General features: G+C 69.1%; 13 protein-coding genes, 2 tRNA genes and 1 pseudogene. 3 read left to right on the top strand and 13 right to left on the bottom strand.

Going from position 1 to position 16,289, the window contains the following annotated elements; translation table 11 throughout:
* Positions 1-62 precede the first annotated feature (62 nt).
* The 3 genes from J7I44_RS01250 to J7I44_RS01240 all read right to left on the bottom strand — a co-directional run bounded on the left by J7I44_RS01250 (position 63) and on the right by J7I44_RS01240 (position 1,782).
* Positions 63-155 (bottom strand) — tRNA-Ser (locus J7I44_RS01250).
* Between the two features lie 146 nt (positions 156-301).
* The gene (locus J7I44_RS01245; protein WP_209614684.1) at positions 302-1,060 is read right to left on the bottom strand and encodes an MBL fold metallo-hydrolase; all 759 of its coding nucleotides are present in this window, start codon (positions 1,058-1,060) and stop codon (positions 302-304) included.
* Entirely contained in the window at positions 1,057-1,782 is a 726-nt protein-coding gene (locus J7I44_RS01240; RefSeq protein ID WP_245187833.1) for a 3-deoxy-D-manno-octulosonic acid kinase, read from the bottom strand. Before J7I44_RS01240 ends, J7I44_RS01245 begins: the two co-directional genes overlap by 4 nt.
* 21 nt (positions 1,783-1,803) lie before the next feature.
* Between J7I44_RS01240 and J7I44_RS01235 the strand changes: the two genes are divergently transcribed.
* Positions 1,804-2,874, top strand: coding sequence for a glycosyltransferase family 9 protein (locus J7I44_RS01235; RefSeq protein WP_209614680.1), 1,071 nt, complete (start codon positions 1,804-1,806; stop codon positions 2,872-2,874).
* A 186-nt stretch (positions 2,875-3,060) separates the two neighbouring features.
* On the opposite strand, the gene J7I44_RS01230 is transcribed toward J7I44_RS01235, so the two are convergent.
* The 3 genes from J7I44_RS01230 to hisS all read right to left on the bottom strand — a co-directional run bounded on the left by J7I44_RS01230 (position 3,061) and on the right by hisS (position 6,982).
* On the bottom strand, positions 3,061-3,462 hold the full coding sequence (locus tag J7I44_RS01230) for a DUF6165 family protein (protein WP_209614678.1): 402 nt from the start codon (positions 3,460-3,462) through the stop codon (positions 3,061-3,063).
* A 15-nt stretch (positions 3,463-3,477) separates the two neighbouring features.
* Positions 3,478-5,421, bottom strand: coding sequence for an HAL/PAL/TAL family ammonia-lyase (locus J7I44_RS01225; protein ID WP_209614676.1), 1,944 nt, complete (start codon positions 5,419-5,421; stop codon positions 3,478-3,480).
* Between the two features lie 184 nt (positions 5,422-5,605).
* Positions 5,606-6,982, bottom strand: a complete 1,377-nt coding sequence (hisS, locus tag J7I44_RS01220; protein WP_209614674.1) for a histidine--tRNA ligase — start codon at positions 6,980-6,982, stop codon at positions 5,606-5,608.
* A gap of 163 nt (positions 6,983-7,145) precedes the next feature.
* Between hisS and J7I44_RS01215 the strand changes: the two genes are divergently transcribed.
* Positions 7,146-7,222, top strand: a tRNA-Pro gene (locus J7I44_RS01215).
* A gap of 56 nt (positions 7,223-7,278) precedes the next feature.
* Here J7I44_RS01215 and J7I44_RS01210 read toward each other — a convergent pair.
* Positions 7,279-8,082 (bottom strand): ferritin-like domain-containing protein, encoded by an 804-nt coding sequence (locus J7I44_RS01210; RefSeq protein ID WP_209614672.1) that lies wholly within the window; start codon positions 8,080-8,082, stop codon positions 7,279-7,281.
* A gap of 83 nt (positions 8,083-8,165) precedes the next feature.
* Here J7I44_RS01210 and J7I44_RS01205 point away from each other — a divergent pair, with 83 nt between their 5' ends.
* Positions 8,166-8,474, top strand: coding sequence for a VOC family protein (locus tag J7I44_RS01205; RefSeq protein WP_209614670.1), 309 nt, complete (start codon positions 8,166-8,168; stop codon positions 8,472-8,474).
* A gap of 76 nt (positions 8,475-8,550) precedes the next feature.
* On the opposite strand, the gene purF is transcribed toward J7I44_RS01205, so the two are convergent.
* From purF to J7I44_RS01175, 6 genes and pseudogenes are all read right to left on the bottom strand, one after another.
* The gene (purF, locus tag J7I44_RS01200; protein ID WP_209614668.1) at positions 8,551-10,026 is read right to left on the bottom strand and encodes an amidophosphoribosyltransferase; all 1,476 of its coding nucleotides are present in this window, start codon (positions 10,024-10,026) and stop codon (positions 8,551-8,553) included.
* A 45-nt stretch (positions 10,027-10,071) separates the two neighbouring features.
* Positions 10,072-10,668, bottom strand: a complete 597-nt coding sequence (locus J7I44_RS01195; protein WP_209614667.1) for a CvpA family protein — start codon at positions 10,666-10,668, stop codon at positions 10,072-10,074.
* Positions 10,669-10,693: 25 nt separating this feature from the next.
* Complete coding sequence (locus J7I44_RS01190; protein ID WP_209614665.1) at positions 10,694-11,662, bottom strand: SPOR domain-containing protein; 969 nt, start codon at positions 11,660-11,662, stop codon at positions 10,694-10,696.
* Positions 11,663-11,733: 71 nt separating this feature from the next.
* Positions 11,734-13,029, bottom strand: a pseudogene (gene folC / locus J7I44_RS01185) (bifunctional tetrahydrofolate synthase/dihydrofolate synthase); the annotation flags it as partial.
* Positions 13,030-13,253: 224 nt separating this feature from the next.
* On the bottom strand, positions 13,254-15,779 hold the full coding sequence (locus J7I44_RS01180) for a heavy metal translocating P-type ATPase (RefSeq protein ID WP_209614662.1): 2,526 nt from the start codon (positions 15,777-15,779) through the stop codon (positions 13,254-13,256).
* Positions 15,776-16,195, bottom strand: coding sequence for a heavy metal-responsive transcriptional regulator (locus tag J7I44_RS01175; protein ID WP_209614660.1), 420 nt, complete (start codon positions 16,193-16,195; stop codon positions 15,776-15,778). The genes J7I44_RS01180 and J7I44_RS01175 overlap by 4 nt, the downstream gene beginning before the upstream one ends.
* Positions 16,196-16,289: the final 94 nt, after the last annotated feature.

Here is a 16,289-nt window from a genome sequence, read left to right as displayed (position 1 = left end):
ACCCTCTCTTCCTGCTTCTTTTCAAACTCGCGCCAGCTTTCAGCCGGCACGCACATCACAACTGGCGGAGAGGGCGGGATTCGAACCCGCGATACGGGGATAAGCCGTATACACACTTTCCAGGCGTGCTCCTTCAACCACTCGGACACCTCTCCGGATCTTCCTTGCCGGCCCTGGGGGCTGGCAAAGAAGCGGAAGGATAGCGATCTCCCCCGGCCGACACAACCGGCGGACCCACTTGTGGGCGATGCTTTCCTCCTGCCCAGGCAAAAGCATCGCCCACACGGGGCTTCTGCCGGAGTCAGCCGGCGTCCGGCTGCGGGGGTGATGGCGGGGGCAGCTCGAGGCTGCCGCCGGTTCGGGCGATCGCATAGCCCCGCGCGCGCAGCGCTTCCCCATCGGCGGCGCTGCCGTAGTGGTAGAGCACGAGCTGTCGGCGCAGCCTTTCGTCGTATTCGCGCTCCAGGTCGTCCACGCCGCTGTGCGAGGGATTGCCGACCAGCCCGCAGTCGTGCAGCACGCGCTCATCGCCCGCCGCGTATTGCGCAAGCATCTCGGGCACCGGCCGGGTATCGCCGGTGAACACGAAGCTTCCATGCAGCGCCAGGCCGAAAGAGGTGTTCGGCCGGTGATGCCGGGTGGGAAACACGTCGAACCACCACCCGTCCAGCCAGAAGCCACGGCTGCACGGCACCAGCCGGAATGCCTCCCAGAAGTTCACCCCGCCCTCGGCCAGCACGCCGGGGTAGTCCGCCACGCGCGTCTGCAGCCACGGCACCAGCGCAGCATGGATGAAAACACGGACAGTGCCGCGCAACGCTTCGTCGAACCACAGCCGGGTGAACAGCCGTTCCATCCCCCCGACGTGGTCCAGGTGGGTGTGGGTGATGTAGATCGCCCGCGGCAGTTCGCCGAAGGCGGCCTGGTAGCGATCCAGCGTGTCGGGACCGCAGTCGATCAGCAGCATCGGCCGGCCGTCACGCTCGAGTACGGCCGCCGAGGAGCCTAGCTCCACCGCATGCGCCGCGCCGACACCGAGAAACCGCAACGACCAGTTCATGCGCCCAGCGTCCTTTCGTAGCCGTAGACCAGCGGTCCCCAGATGGCCGCCTGGAAGTCCGCAATGCGCTCGATCGCGCCAAGCTTGACCAGCGAACGACGCAAACGGGCCAGGTTCGCCAGCCGCCAGGCCTCGGCCGGCGCGCGCAGCCTGCCGCGATCGAAGTCGATCAGGTAGAGAGCCTCGGAGGTGACCAGTACGTTGTGCGCATTGAGGTCCGCGTGCCAGATCCCCTCGCGGTGGAAGCGCGCGACCAACGCGCCGGTTTCGCGCGCCAGGTCCGCGTCGAGGCGGCCGTCCGCCAGGCACTGCGCGAGCGTGCGCGCGTCGTCGATACGGCGGGTAATCAGGTCGGCGGTGTAGAACACGCCGTGGCGGCAGAAGCGCGCGGCGACCGGTTCAGGCGCCGGGAGCTTCAGGCCGGCGCAATGGGCCAGCAGCCGGAACTCGGCGAAGCTGCGCGTGTGCGCCTCGCCGGTCCACAGATAGCGGTCGCGGCTGAAGCGTGCCACCAGGCCGCCGCGATGGTAATGGCGCAGCACGCACGCACCGGTCGGCGTATCGATCATGGCAACGCCGCCACGTCCTCCGCCTTGCACCTGGAGCGCGCCGCGGTCACGCCAGAAGGCCGGGTCGAACCAGTCGCCGTCGACGCCGGCCAGCGCGGCATCGAACAGCACCTTGCCGCCGGCTTCCTCGCGGATCTGCTCCTGCATCATCATGTGCGGTCGAAGGAGACGTTCATGCCGGTCGATTCTAGCCCAAGCCCCCTGCCCGCTCCCGCCTCGCTGTGCCTGCTGCGCACCTCGGCGATCGGCGATGTCACCCACGTTGTACCGCTGGTGCGCACGTTGCAGCAGGCGTGGCCGCAGACGGCGCTGACCTGGGTAGTGGGCAAGCTCGAGCGCCGGCTGGTGGGCGATATCGAGGGGGTGCAATTCGTCACCTTCGACAAGGCAGCGGGCTGGGCGGGCATGCGCGCGGTGTGGCATGCGCTGCGCGGGCAGCGCTTCGACGCGCTGCTGCAGATGCAAGTGGCGGCACGCTCGAACCTGCTGAGCCTGGGCGTGCGGGCCGCACGTCGCGTGGGCTACGACCGCGCGCGCTCGAAAGACCTGCACAGCCTGGTGATCAACGAGCGTATTCCGGCGCGCACCGGCGAGCACGTGCTCGATGCCATCGGCAGTTTCAGCGAGCCGCTGGGGCTGAAGCAGACGCAGGTGCGCTGGGATATCCCGATTCCCGAAGAAGCACGCGCATGGGCCGAGGAACAACTCCCGGGCGACACGCCCACGCTGCTGGTCAGCCCCACGTCCAGCCATGCCCTGCGCAACTGGTATCCCGAGCGCTACGCGGCGGTGATCGACCACGCGTTGGCGCGCGGCTGGCGCGTGGCACTGGTGGGCGGCCCGTCTCCCGGCGAGCGAACGATGGCCGATGCCGTGCTGGCCGCCTGCAAGCACCCGCCGCTGGACCTTACCGGCAAGGACACGCTCAAGCGGATGCTCGCCATGTGCGCTCGGGCGCAGCTGCTGGTCACGCCCGATTCCGGCCCGATGCACATGGCCAATGCCGTCGGGACCAGGGTGCTGGGGCTGCATGCGGCAAGCAACCCGAACCGCTCCGGCCCCTACTCGGACCGGACCTGGTGCGTGGACAAGTACGACGAGGCGGCGCGTCGCTTCCTCGGCAAGCCGGCGAGCGAACTGGCCTGGGGTACGAAGATCGAGCGGCCGGGCGTGATGGGCCTGATCGACGTCGACGACGTGATCGAGCGGTTCGAGGCGTTTGCCTCGTCGCGCGGGCTGGCTTGACTGGCTTCCTGCGCCGGCCGGCTGAGCCTGGGCGGACCTCGACGTCGCGCATCGTCCGGATCCTCACCCGCCTGCCGGCCAGCCCGGATAGATCCGGCCGGTGCGTCGACGTCGCCTGCGGGCTGCCGGGCACGGTCGGATCACTACAACCGATCGCCCCGAGCGTAGCGCGCGGGACCGGACCGCTCAGGCGGACGGGCGGTAGTCCTGGTAGGACTTTTCCTCGACCAGCTGCGAGCCGAGCTTGAGGTTGATCTCGCGCTTGACCGCCGCACGCACGTCGTTGCGGAAATACACCGAACGCGCCAGTTCGATGAACTCCGCGTCGAAGGCCTGCGCCTTCTCCTTCAGCCGGATGCGATCTTCGATGTCCCACAGGTCCTCGTTGACCGCCAGCAATCGCGCGCGCTCGTCGGTGATGTCGGTGTGCGACGCCGCGTCGTTGGCCCAGGTCGCATTGAGCAGGTCCAGCTCGTTGCGCACGTTGGCCAGCTTGGCCGGATCGCTGATCTGGCGCGCCTTGATCTCCAGGATGGTGATCTTGTCGATCAGCTCGCCGTAGGAAACCGGGACTTGGATGAGGCTCATGAAGATCTCCGCAAATCAGGGGTAAGCGACGACGTCGGCCACCAGCCACGGGTGTGCCGCAGCGGCGAACGCACGCTGTTGCTGCAGGTCGCAGATGGCGCGGATGTCGCCGTCCATCGCACGGTCGCGATGCATGAAGGCGACCCGCTCGCGCAGCAGGGCATGGGCGGTCCGCACGGCGGTGCCGGCGTGGAAGTCATCGCCTTCGGACAGCGCCGCCATCAGCTGGCGCACTTCCTGTTCGAACTGGGCGTGGTGCGGATGGCCCTCGCGCGGCGCATTGCCGATCTTGGCGGCGAGCGCACGCCAGTCCCCACGCGCGGCCAGGCGGCGCGCCGCATCGAGCATTTCGCGGCGGTAGTCCAGCGCCTGCGCGGCGGTGTAGAGCTCCAGCGCCAGCACGTGGCCGAGATCCTCCATCATGTCCAGCACGTGGCGCGCCTCGTTGGCACCCATCGAGACGTGGTCCTCGGCGTTGGCGCTGGTCGGGATCGAGTACACGCTGGCCGGGTGTGCGCGGGTGGCCAGATCGTTGACCAGCGCCGCGGCGGTGTACTGCACGATCATGAAGCCCGAATCGGTGCCGTCTTCGTTGCCGGTGAGGAACGCCGGCAGGCCGTCGTTGGTGGCCGGATCGACCAGCTTGTTGAGGCGGCGCTCGGAGATCGAGGCCAGCACCGGGATGGCGGCCTTGACGTAGCTCATCGCCAGCGCCAGCGGCATGCCGTGGAAGTGCCCGGCGGAGATCACCTGCTCTTCGATGAACTGCGCGCCCTCGGCATCCGGGAAGATCAGCGGGTTGTCGGTGACCGAATTGAGCTCGACGTCGATCACGCGGCAGGCCTGTGCCCAGGCATCCCGCACCGCGCCGTGCACCTGCGGCATGCAGCGCAGACAGTAGGCGTCCTGCGGCTGGTGCTTCTTGCCGCCCTTGAACGGCAGGAAGCGGTCGTAGAAGGCCTCGCGGCCGTGCCGCTGGTTGGCCGGCACCCAGTCCCAGCCGATATCGAAGGACAGCGCCTGGTCTTCCGGCAGCGTCCACGCCTCGGCCGACCACGGCTTGAAACGCGGCACCAGGTGGTAGGGAATGTCGACCAGCGTGGAGCCGTCCAGCAACTGGCGCACGTGCGCCGCCGCCTCGACCTGGCCCGGATGCGGGCGCAGCGCGTGCACCTCCGGTCGCAGCGCGCCGCTGCGGCCGGCGAAAGCATCCAGCGTCATCGACCCCGCCAGGTCGGCCACGCCGAGCAGGTATTCCAGCTCGTCCAGCGCCAGCACCGCGGTGGCGAGCATCTGCGCGGTTCCGTTGTTGAGCGCCAGGCCCTCCTTGAACGACAGGCGGATCGGCTCCAGCCCGGCGCGCCTGAGCGCTTCGTCGCCGGGCAGACGCTCGCCTTCGAAGAAGGCCTCGCCGCCGCCCAGCAGCACGATCGCCAGGTGCGAGAGCGGCGCCAGATCGCCGCTGGCGCCGACCGAACCCTTCTCCGGCACCACCGGCACCACGCCGCGGTTGAGCATCGCGGTGAGCGCCTGGAGCGTGGACACGCGGATGCCGGAGTGACCGCGCATGAGGGTGTTGATGCGGATCACCAGCATCGCCCGCACCACCTCGGGCGCGAACGGTTTGCCCACGCAAACGGCGTGGGTGACGATCAGGTTGTGCTGCAGCTCCTCCATGAGGCTCGCGCCGCCCCGACCCGGGTGGCGCGGGTCGGCCTGGTCGACCACCAGCTCGTCGCGCAGACGGTGGCCGCCAAGCAACTTGTCGGCGTTGCTTCCGAAGCCGGTAGTGACACCGTAGGTCGGCTCGCCGCAACTGACCTTTTCGGTGAGGAAGTCCGCCGCGTGCTGGACGCGCTCGAGCTGGGCCGGGTCCAGCTTCACCGTGGCGCGCTGGCGCGCCACGGCGACCAGTTGCGCGCGGGTGAGGTTGCGGCCATCGAGAATGATCTTGTCCACCGGTGCTCCGTAGTTGTGTTCTCGCGTGAAACAAGATGGATGCAGCTTGCGCGGGGAGTGACGCCATCGAGGGAAGGCCGTCATCCCCGCGAAAGCGGAAATCCATTTTCGCTCTCCAGGCATCGGAGCACGCTGGATTCCCGCTTTCGAACGAACGACGGCCGGCAGGCGTGGGTTATGCCGCCTACTGCCCCATCGCCGCCGCCTGTTCCAGCTCCACCCGCAGCGCCTTGACCAGCTCGCTGCGCGCCACCTCGAACTGATCGCCCCGGCGCAGGTCCTTGACCGTCACCACGCCCTTGGCCAGTTCATTCTCGCCCAGCACCACGGCAAAACGGATGCCGGCGCGGTCGGCGTACTTGAATTGCTTGCCGAGCTTGCCGCTCTCCAGCACCGCCTCGGTGGCGATCCCGGCCGCGCGCAGCTCATTGGCGATCGCCAGGTAGGCGGGAAGTTGCGCCGGGTCCATCTGCGTCACCAGCACGTCCACCGTGCTGCGCGCGCTGCCCAGCAGGCCGGCGTCGCGCAGCTGCCAGAACAGGCGGGTCAGTCCGATGGAGATGCCCACACCCGGCAGCTTCGACTTGGTGTACTGGCTGGCCAGGTTCTCGTAGCGGCCACCCGAGCAGATCGAGCCGATCTGCGGATGGTCGTTGAGCGTGGTCTCGTAGACGGTGCCGGTGTAGTAGTCCAGGCCACGGGCGATGGAGAGGTTCAGCGCGAAATGCGTCTCGGGCACGCCGAAGTCGCGGATCAGCCCGAGCACCTCCTTCAGTTCGGCCCTGCCCTCTTCCAGCGCCACGGAGCCGCTGCCCAGCGCGTCGAGCCTGGCGAAGGCGTCGTCCAGCGAGGTCGAGCGCACCTGCACGAAGTCGAGGATCTTCGCCGCGACCTCGGCCGACAACCCGAAGGTCCCGCCGGTGAGCGTGTCGCGGACGTAATCGGGCCCGCGCTTGTCGAGCTTGTCCACCTCGCGCAGCACCAGCATCTGCTGCTCGCTGTCGGCGATACCCAGGCTCTCGAAATAGCCGCGCATGAGCTTGCGGTTGTTGAGCTGGATGGTGAACGCGCCGATGTCCAGGTCGCGGAAGGTGCTGTAGATCACCGCCGGCAGCTCGGCGTCATAGCGCGTGGTCAGGCTGTCCTTGCCGATCACGTCGATATCGCACTGGTAGAACTCTCGGAAGCGCCCTCGCTGGGCCCGCTCGCCGCGGTACACGCGCTGCATCTGGTAGCGGCGGAACGGGAAGTTGAGGTCGTGCTCGTGCTCGGCGACGTAGCGCGCCAGCGGCACGGTGAGGTCGAAACGCAGCGCCAATTCCGGCGTGCCCTCCTTCGCCAGTGCGCCGGTGGACTGCACGAAGTACACCTGCCGCTCGGTCTCACCGCCGCTCTTGGTCAGCAGCACGTCGGAGAATTCGATCACCGGCGTTTCCACCGGCAGGAAACCGAAGCGCTCGAAATTGCGGCGAATGGTGTCGAGCATGCGCTGGAACGCGATCTGGTCCAGCGGCAGCAACTCGAGTACGCCGGGCATGGTGCGGGCCGGGGTAAGCGCCATGGAATCCTCTGCTTGCGGGGTAACGGAAGCGGCGGCCGAAGGCCGCGCGACGGCAGCCGCCTAGATTAGCAGAAGGGCACGTCCGCCCCGGAGCGCGCGGCGAAGAAAAAAGCCGAGGGGATGTTGCCAAGCCCGCGCCGGCTCACTAAGATACGCGGCTCCACGGGGTGTAGCTCAGCCTGGTAGAGCGCTACGTTCGGGACGTAGAAGTCGCATGTTCGAATCATGTCACCCCGACCAAGGTTCGTGGAAAGGCCACCGCTAGCGGTGGCCTTTTTCTTTCCGGTTTCCTGCAGTCATCGCGCCAATGCAGCCAGCTGGTCCATTTCCTCGGCGTCGAAGCCGGCGGCCAGCCGTGCGGGATGGTTGAACGGCCCGCGCAGATGGCCGCCCATGTAGTCGCGAAGCAGCTGCACGAAGGTTCCGCGCGGCTCCAGCCCGTCGCGTTCGCAGCACCAGCGGAACCAGCGCGTGCCTGCCGCCACGTGGGCCACTTCCTCGCGCAGGATCACCTCCAGGATCGCGATGGTGCGCTGGTCGCCGACGCCGCGCAGGCGCTCGATCATGCCAGGCGTCACGTCCAGGCCGCGGGCTTCCAGCACGCGTGGCACCAGCGCCATGCGGGCGAGATCGCTGTGGGCGGTCTTGGCGGCCATCTCCCACAGGCCGTTGTGCGCGTCGAAGTCGCCGTAGGCGTGACCGAGCTCGGCCAGTCGCTCCTGGAGCATCCGGAAGTGGCGCGCCTCGTCGTTCGCGCAACTGGCCCAGTCGCGATAGTAGTCGCCGGGGAAGCCGCGGAAGCGGTAGACGGCGTCCCACGCCAGGTTGATGGCGTTGAACTCGATGTGCGCAATGGCGTGGACGAGTGCCGCCCGACCCTCGGGGGTGCCCAGGCCGCGTTGCGGCACCCCGCGCGCTTCGACCAGCCGGGGGCGGGCCGGACGGCCCGGGGTCCCGAAGGGTTCCGCAGGCGATGCCTGCGCGTCGGGACCCAGCTCGCCGGCCTGCAGCGCCCGCCAGGCTTCATGAGTCAGGCGCAGCTTTTCTTCCGGGTCGCTGGCGTCGAGGCAGCGCCGGGCAGCTTGGTGCAAGTCGGTCATGGGCCAAGTTTACGGCGTGGCCCGCATTGCCAGTGCAACCGGGCGACCGCATAGTGGCCTTCCACAGCACCAGGGAACGGGACATGCCGAATTTTCTTACGGTCGAGATCAAGGCGTTCGTGCCGGCGCGCGACTTCGAGCTGTCGCGACGCTTCTACGCCGACGCGGGCTTCGAGGAAAAGTCGAACTCCGACGGCGTGGCCTACTTCGCGGCGGGTGAGTGCAGTTTCCTGTTGCAACGCTTCTACCAGCAGGCACATGCCGAGAACTTCATGATGCACCTGCTGGTGGAAGACGCCGATGCCTGGCACGCGCGCCTGGTCGAGCAGGACATCGTCGGTCGCTATCGCGCGCACCACGTGCGCATGACCACGCCGGGGGATCGCCCCTGACGCATGCGCGACTTCCAGTTGACCGACCCCTCGGGCGTGCTCTGGCGCATCGCCCACAACATCCGGTGACCCGACATCAGGCGCTGCGGCGGGCCGCCTTGGCGTCGTCCGAGCGAAGCATCTCGATCTGCTGCAGGTAGTCGCGGTCCAGGCCGGTGACGTACTCGCCGGAAAAGCAGGACGTGTCGAACTGCTTGAGCTCCTCGTTGCCGTCCTGCACGGCCCAGACCAGGTCGGCCAGGTCCTGGTAGATCAGCCAGTCGGCACCGAGCAGCTGCTCGATTTCCTTCTCGGACTTGCCGGCGGCGACCAGTTCGCTGGCCGAGGGCATGTCGATGCCGTAGACGTTGGGGTAGCGTACCGGCGGCGCGGCCGAGGCGAAGTACACCTTCTTGGCCCCCGCATCGCGAGCCATCTGGATGATCTGCTTGGACGTGGTACCGCGCACGATCGAGTCGTCGACCAGCAGCACGGTCTTGTTGCGGAATTCCAGGTCGATCGCGTTCAACTTGCGGCGTACCGATTTCACGCGGTCGCCCTGCCCCGGCATGATGAACGTGCGCCCGACATAGCGATTCTTGACGAAGCCCTCGCGGAACGGCACGCCGAGCGCGTTGGCCAGCGAACTGGCGGCGGTACGCGCGGTATCCGGAATCGGGATCACCGCATCGATGCCGTGATCGGGACGCTCGCGCAAAATCTTCTGCGCCAGCTTTTCGCCCATGCGCAGGCGCGCCTTGTAAACCGAGACGTCCTCGATCATCGAGTCGGGCCGCGCCAGATACACGTATTCGAAGATGCATGGCGCATGCACCGCGGCCTCGGCGCAGCGGCGTGCGTGCAGCTGGCCGTCGACCGTGATGTAGACCGCCTCGCCCGGCTCGACGTCGCGCACGCGCTTGAAACCGAGCACGTCGAACGCGACCGACTCGGACGCCACCGCGTACTCGCGCCCTTCCGGCGTCACGCGCTCGCCCAGCACCAGCGGGCGGATGCCGTGCGGGTCACGGAAGGCCAGCAGGCCGTAACCCTGGATCAGCGCCAGGCAGGCATAGCCGCCGCGCGCGCGGGCGTGCACGCCGGCGACCGCCTTGAAGATCTGGTCGGGCGTCAGCGCCATGCGGTCCTGGATCTGCAGTTCGTGCGCGAGCACGTTGAGCAGCACCTCGGAATCCGAATCGGTGTTGATGTGGCGGCGGTCGTCCTGGAACATCTCGCGCCGCAGTGCCTCGGTGTTCACCAGGTTGCCGTTGTGCGCGAAGGCGATGCCGTAGGGCGAATTGACGTAGAACGGCTGCGCTTCGTCGGCGTTGTCCGAACCGGCGGTGGGGTAACGGCAATGGCCGATGCCGATGGCGCCGCGCAGGCGGCTCATCGCGGTCTGGTTGAACACGTCGCGCACCAGGCCGTTGCCCTTGTGCAGGCGCAGGTGCGCGCCATCGACGGTGACGATGCCGGCCGCGTCCTGGCCGCGGTGCTGCAGCACCGTGAGTCCGTCATAAAGCGCCGATGCCACTTCGGTGGTACCGACGATGCCGATGATTCCGCACATGGTTTGATGCCTTGATGTCGTGAAACCGGGTGGGGTAAGGCGTGTTCAGGTGAGCGTGGCCGCTCGCACGGCCGAAGGGACAGAGTGCGCCGGCGCGGGTGAACTGCCCGGAAGTGCCGGCACGATGCCCGGCGGCAACGCGGGAAGCTGCGCCGGCGGATGCAGATAGCGGCGCACGCTCTGCGGCACCCGTTCGCCCAGCCAGGCCGCCGCGCCAGTGAACTGCGGCAGCAGCAGCGAGTGCTGCCAGCCGGCCTCGCGGGTAAGTGCGGTGAAGCCCGCCAGGAACACCACCAGCGTCACCAGCAGTACGCCTCGCGCAAAACCGAAAACCATGCCCAGCAAACGGTCCAGCCCGCCGAGCCCAATCCCGGAAAGGATCCGCCGGGCGACAAACCGCAGCAGCGCACCGACGATCAGCACCACCGCAAAGCAAAGGCCGTAGCCCAGCAGGATCCGCGCCGCCGGCAGCGACAGGCTGTGCTCGAAGTGCGCCGCGACCACCGGCCCGAACATCCAGGCGACCCAGAACGCAGCGACCCACGCCACCAGCGACAGCACCTCGGAGACCAGCCCGCGCCACAACCCGACCAGCACGGACAGGGCCAGCACGGCGAGGATGGTGAAGTCGATCCAGTTCATGCCTGCCGCCCCGGTGGACCGCGCCTTACGGCACGCTCACCACGTTGCCGGCCATCCCGAGTTTGGCCTTGATCTGGTCGCGCACGCGCTCGGCGTCCGCACGCTGGGTCTGCGGACCGGCACGCACGCGCCACAGCGTGCGACCGCTGCTGCTGACCGAATCGGTAAACCCGTCGAAGCCGGCGGCGCGCAGCTTGTCGCGCAGCGCATTGGCATCGGCCTGGCTGCCCATCGCCGCGACCTGCACCGCGTAGCCACCGGCACGCGCCGGAGCCGCAGCCGGCGTCGCAGCGGCGACGTCACCCTGTTGGTCGCTGGCGCCACTTTCAAGGTGTGCCGGCGCACCGGGAATGGTCTGGGTGATCTTCAGGCGCGCAGCCTCGGCGGCCGTGCGCGTCTGGAACGGCCCGGCGGTCACCAGCGTGAGCGCGCGACCGCCCTGGCGGATCGGCGCTCCGCTGACCGGATAGCCCAGCGCGCGCACCTTACGGATCAAGCGCTGCGCGCCTTCGTTCGAGTAGGCGCTGAGGTTGAGCGTGAAGTTGCCGCGCGCGGCGGTGCCGGCCGTGTCGGCCGGCGCGCTGGCGATCGCCGGCTCGTCGGCGGGCTTCTCGGCCGGCTTCGGCGCCGCAGGCTCGGGCTTGGTGGTTTCCGTCGCCGGCGCCTGCGCGGGCGCGGCCGCTTCCGGCTCCATCTCCACGTCATGCGGACGACGCGAGGCGATGTCGACGGTGGCCAGGCGGTCCGACGGTGCTGCCGCCGCGCTCGATTGCGTGCGCGCCGGAATCACCGGCGCCGTCGTGCCGCTGCTGGCGGGCGCGTTCGGATCCAGGCTCATCGTGCGCGTCTGCAGGTCGCGATCGGGCGCCGGCGGGATCGCCAGGCTCACCGCCTGGTCGCCCGCGGCCGTCGGCGGCGTGCTGGAGAAGAACATCGGCACGAACAGCACCGCCAACGCGATCAGGACGAAGGCACCCAACAGGCGTGTTTTCAAGACTGAAGCTCCAAGGCGGCACGGCATGCAACACGATGATTATACCTGCCCGTACCGCCGGCACGGTTCGCTCAGGCGGTCGGTTCAGCCAACACCGCACTGGCGACGAAAAACGAGCCAAAGGCCAGGATGCACTCGCCCGGCCGCGCCTGCGCGCGCGCCGCGGCCAGCGCATCGGCGACACTTGCATGCGCGTCGTGGCTCGCCTCCGGCAGGGTCTGGCGCAGCGCCTCGACCAGCGCGCCGATGGGCAGCCCGCGGGGCGAATCCCTGTCCAGCCCGGCCAGGTGCCAGTGATCGACCCGTGGCCCGAGCGCACCCAGTACGCCGACCACGTCCTTGTCGGCGAGGACACCGTAGACCGCGTGCACGCGCGGGAACCGGCGTAACTGCAGCCAGTCGGCCAGGGCGCGCGCCGCCTGCGGGTTGTGGCCGACGTCGACCACCACCACCGGGTCGCCGCCGAGCGATTGCAGGCGCGCACGCACCCGTACGGACTTCAGACCGTCGGTGGCGGCCTGGCCCAGGGCGATCGGCGCGGCCAGCGCGCCGTTCGCGTCGAGCGCGTGCAGTGCGGCGATGGCGGCGGCGGCATTGGCGTACTGCACCGGAGCGGGCAACGCCGGATCGGGCAGCTCGAACGCGGTGCCGTCGCGGTGCTGCCAACGCCATCCCTGCGCGTGCCGCTCAACGCGGAAATCGCGACCCGCCCGCTGCACCTGTGCGCCGCTGACCGCCAATGCGTCCAGGAGGCCGGCGGGCGGGTCGAGCTCGCCGACAATGGCCGGGCGTCCACGCCGAGCGACGCCGGCCTTTTCACGGCCGATGCTGTCGCGGTCGTTGCCCAGCCAGTCCATGTGGTCCATGTCGATGGTGGTGATAACTACGGCGTCGGCATCGACAATGTTGACGGCATCGAGCCGTCCGCCAAGGCCGACTTCGAGTACGGCGACGTCGAGATCGGCACGTGCGAAAAGATCGAGCGCGGCCAGCGTGCCGTACTCGAAGTAAGTCAGCGGGATGGCGTCTGAGCCGCTGCCGCGCGCGGCCTCGATGCGTTCGAAAGAGGCGATCAGGTCCTCGTCCCTCGCGTCATGGCCGTCGATGCGCACGCGCTCGTTGTAACGGAGCAGGTGCGGGGAGGTGTAGCAGCCGACCCGCCTTCCGGCGGCGGCCAGCATGGCTTCGAGCAGCGCGACGGTGGAGCCCTTGCCGTTGGTGCCGCCCACGGTGATCACTCGACGCGCCGGTGCCTTGGCTCCCATGCGCTGCCATACCTTGTTTACCCGCTCGAGGCCGAGCTCGATGCTGTGGGGGTTGACGCCTTCCTGGTAGGCAAGCCATTCGGCCAGCGTGCTTGGCATGGGGGGGGTCTTTGTGGTGGGGCGGCGCGCAGCTTAAGGCATCGAAGCGGGATGCGCTTTTGTTGGTGACTGCGTGCATCCCCGCGAGCCCCTGCCCCTCACCCCAACCCACTCCCTGGACGGGGTGGGGACAGAGCAGCTTCGCATGCTCCAGCCTCGATCCCGAGTGCGGCAGGCGACCGTAAGCCCCCGCAGGCTCGCCACGTCGCCGAAACCCCGCAACGCGATCAGAGACGCGTGCTTCGCAACCGCAGGGCGTTCGTCACTACCGACACCGACGACAAACTCATCGCCAGCGCCGCCACCATCGGCGAAAGCACGACCCCGAAGACCGGATACAACACACCGGCGGCCAACGGCACGCCCACCGCGTTGTAAACGAACGCGAAGAACAGGTTCTGGCGAATGTTGCGCACCGTCGCCTGCGACAACGCCCGCGCCCGACCGATCGCCGAAAGCTCGCCGCGCACCAGCGTCACCTGCGCGCTCTCCATCGCCACGTCCGTGCCACTGCCCATGGCCATACCGACATCCGCCGCCGCCAGGGCCGGCGCGTCGTTGATGCCGTCACCCGCCATCGCAACCCGCCGCCCCTGTCGCTTGAGCCGCTCGACCACCGCCGCCTTGTCCGCCGGCGAGACATCGGCATGCACCTGGTCGATACCGAGCTGGCGCGCTACCGCCTGCGCCGTCGTCGCGTTGTCACCGGTGAGCATCACGATGCGCAGCCCCTCGTCGCGCAACCGGTCGAGCGCCGCGGGCGTATCGGCCTTGATGCGATCAGCCACCGCGATCAGGCCCGCCAGCACGCCATCGGCGGCGAGGAACATCACCGTGGCGCCATCGCTGCGCAGGCGTTCGGCCTGCCTCGCGGCAGGCTCGGCCAGTGCGACGTTCAGCTCGTCCAGCAAGCGCGCATTGCCCAATGCCACCTCACGACCATCGACCTGCGCCCGCACGCCACGACCGGTGAGCGAACGGAAGCCGGTCGCCGCCGGGATCGCGACGCCCTGCGCCGATGCGCCGGCCACGATCGCGCGCGCCAGCGGGTGTTCGCTCGCCTGCTCCAGCGCGGCGGCCAGGGTCAGCAACTGCGCCCGCGGCAGGTCACCGAAGGCAAGCACGTCGGTCAGGACCGGACGCCCCTCGGTGAGGGTGCCGGTCTTGTCCACCACCAGCGTGTCCACGCCGTGCAGCGCCTCGATCGCCGCCGCGTCGCGGAACAGCACGCCGGCCTGCGCACCGCGCCCGCTGGCAACCATGATCGAGATCGGCGTGGCCAGGCCCAACGCACAGGGACAGGCGATGATCAGCACCGACACCGCGGCGATCAGCGCATGCGCCAGCCGCGGCTGCGGTCCGAGCGCGGCCCACGCGGCGAACGCAAGCACCGCGACTGCCACCACCGCCGGCACGAACCACGCCGCCACGCGATCGGCCACCCGCTGCAGCGGCGCGCGGCTGCGCTGGGCCTGTGCGACCAGCGCGACGATCTGCGCCAGCATGGTCTCGCCGCCGACCTTCTCCGCCCGCAGCACCAGCGTGCCGTCCTGGTTGACGGTGCCCGCGGTCAGGCGGTCGCCGGCGGCCTTGGCCACCGGCATCGGCTCGCCGGTGAGCATCGATTCGTCGACGTGGCTCTCGCCCTCGGTGGCGATACCGTCGACCGGCACCTTTTCGCCCGGACGCACGCGCAACAGGTCGCCCACCTGCACCGCTTCCAGCGGCACGTCGTGCTCGTGGCCGTGCTCAAGGCGGCGCGCGGTCTTCGGCGCCAGCCCGAGCAATGCCTTCAACGCTTCGCCCGTACGGCGACGGGCGCGCAGTTCCAGCAGGTCACCCAGGCTGACCAGGGTGACGATCACGGCCGCCGATTCGAAGTACACACCCACGCGGCCATGCATGCGGAAGCCGGCCGGGAACAGGCCCGGCGCGAGCAACGCCACCACGCTGTAGAGCCAGGCCACCCCGGTGCCCAGCGCAATCAGCGTGTACATGTTCGGCGACCACGGCCGCAGCGAGCGCCAGCCACGGCGGAAGAACGGCGCGCCGCCCCACAGCACCACGACGCTGGCAAGCATCGCTTCGATCCAGCCCAGCAAGCCCGCCCAGCGCATCGGCCACGGATGGCCGACCAGGTGCGGGCCCATCGCCAGCACCAGCACCGGCAGGGTCAGCGCGACCAGCCCGCCGAAGCGGCGCGCCAGGGCACGCACCTCACCGCCATCGTCGGCGTCCGCACGGGGCGCGAGTGGCTCCAGCGCCATGCCGCACTTGGGGCAGTCGCCGGGTCCGACCTGACGCACCTCCGGATGCATCGGACAGGTGTAGATGGCGCCCGGATCGGCGGGCGGCGTGGGCTGCTCGCCAAGGAATCGCCCGGGGCTTTCCACGAAGCGTTCACGGCAACGCGCGCTGCAGAAATACCACGTCCTGCCCGCATGTTCGGCGCGATGCCTGGCCGTGTGCGGATCGACGTCCATGCCGCAGACCGGGTCCTTGACTCGATGCGCGTGCTGATCTGCCGGCACAGCGGCGGCCCCGTGACAACAGGCGGCAGCAGGCGGCGCGGGCGTGTCGCCTGCGAACGCGTCGGGCGCAGCCAGGAAGCGCTCGCGGCAGCGCGCACCGCAGAAGTGATAGGTGCGGCCCGCGTACTCGGCATGATGGGGCGTGCTTGCCGGATCCACCGCCATGCCGCACACCGGATCCCGCTCGCCGGTCGCCGTGGTCGTATGGCAGCAGCCGCTCATGGCTGCTCCTCCCCGCCCAGGGCCCGCAGGATCGGGCAGGCTTCCGGCGCGCCATGGCCAGGGCAGGCATCCACCAGCTCGGCCAGGCCGCCACGCACGCGCTCCAGTTCGGCGATGCGCGCCTCGATGTCCGCCAGCCGCTGCTGTGCGCGCTGCTTGACCGCCTTGACGCCGCGCGTGCGGTCCGCGGAGAGCGCGAGCAGGTCGCGGATTTCCTCCAGCGTGAAGCCCAGGTTCTTGGCGCGGCGGATGAAGCGCAACCGGGCGACCGTGCCCTCGCCGTAGCTGCGGTAGCCGGAGGGCCGCCGCGTGGGCTCGGGCAGCAGCCCTTCACGCTCGTAATAGCGGATGGTGTCGATGGCCACGCCGACGCGCTTGGCGACGGCTCCGATGGTAAGCGGCGTCTGGGGGTTCATGGCGCAAGTCTAGACCTTTGATCCAGGTCCAGAGTCAAGTCCCTGCCCGTACCGAAGGGTGGGCTTCAGCCCACCGGCTGGGCACGACGCACGT

This window comes from Frateuria flava, assembly GCF_017837635.1.
GTDB lineage: Bacteria > Pseudomonadota > Gammaproteobacteria > Xanthomonadales > Rhodanobacteraceae > Frateuria_A > Frateuria_A flava.
This window is presented reverse-complemented; position numbering and strand designations above follow the sequence as displayed.

Bases quoted from the DNA above. Each gene is read 5' to 3' on its own strand.
- hisS (WP_209614674.1), bottom strand. From the start codon at position 6,982: ATGGCGCTTACCCCGGCCCGCACCATGCCCGGCGTACTCGAGTTGCTG.
- purF (WP_209614668.1), bottom strand. From the start codon at position 10,026: ATGTGCGGAATCATCGGCATCGTCGGTACCACCGAAGTGGCATCGGCG.
- J7I44_RS01210 (WP_209614672.1), bottom strand. From the start codon at position 8,082: ATGACCGACTTGCACCAAGCTGCCCGGCGCTGCCTCGACGCCAGCGAC.
- J7I44_RS01195 (WP_209614667.1), bottom strand. From the start codon at position 10,668: ATGAACTGGATCGACTTCACCATCCTCGCCGTGCTGGCCCTGTCCGTG.
- J7I44_RS01235 (WP_209614680.1), top strand. From the start codon at position 1,804: ATGCCGGTCGATTCTAGCCCAAGCCCCCTGCCCGCTCCCGCCTCGCTG.
- J7I44_RS01245 (WP_209614684.1), bottom strand. From the start codon at position 1,060: ATGAACTGGTCGTTGCGGTTTCTCGGTGTCGGCGCGGCGCATGCGGTG.
- J7I44_RS01240 (WP_245187833.1), bottom strand. From the start codon at position 1,782: ATGATGATGCAGGAGCAGATCCGCGAGGAAGCCGGCGGCAAGGTGCTG.
- J7I44_RS01175 (WP_209614660.1), bottom strand. From the start codon at position 16,195: ATGAACCCCCAGACGCCGCTTACCATCGGAGCCGTCGCCAAGCGCGTC.
- J7I44_RS01180 (WP_209614662.1), bottom strand. From the start codon at position 15,779: ATGAGCGGCTGCTGCCATACGACCACGGCGACCGGCGAGCGGGATCCG.
- J7I44_RS01205 (WP_209614670.1), top strand. From the start codon at position 8,166: ATGCCGAATTTTCTTACGGTCGAGATCAAGGCGTTCGTGCCGGCGCGC.
- J7I44_RS01230 (WP_209614678.1), bottom strand. From the start codon at position 3,462: ATGAGCCTCATCCAAGTCCCGGTTTCCTACGGCGAGCTGATCGACAAG.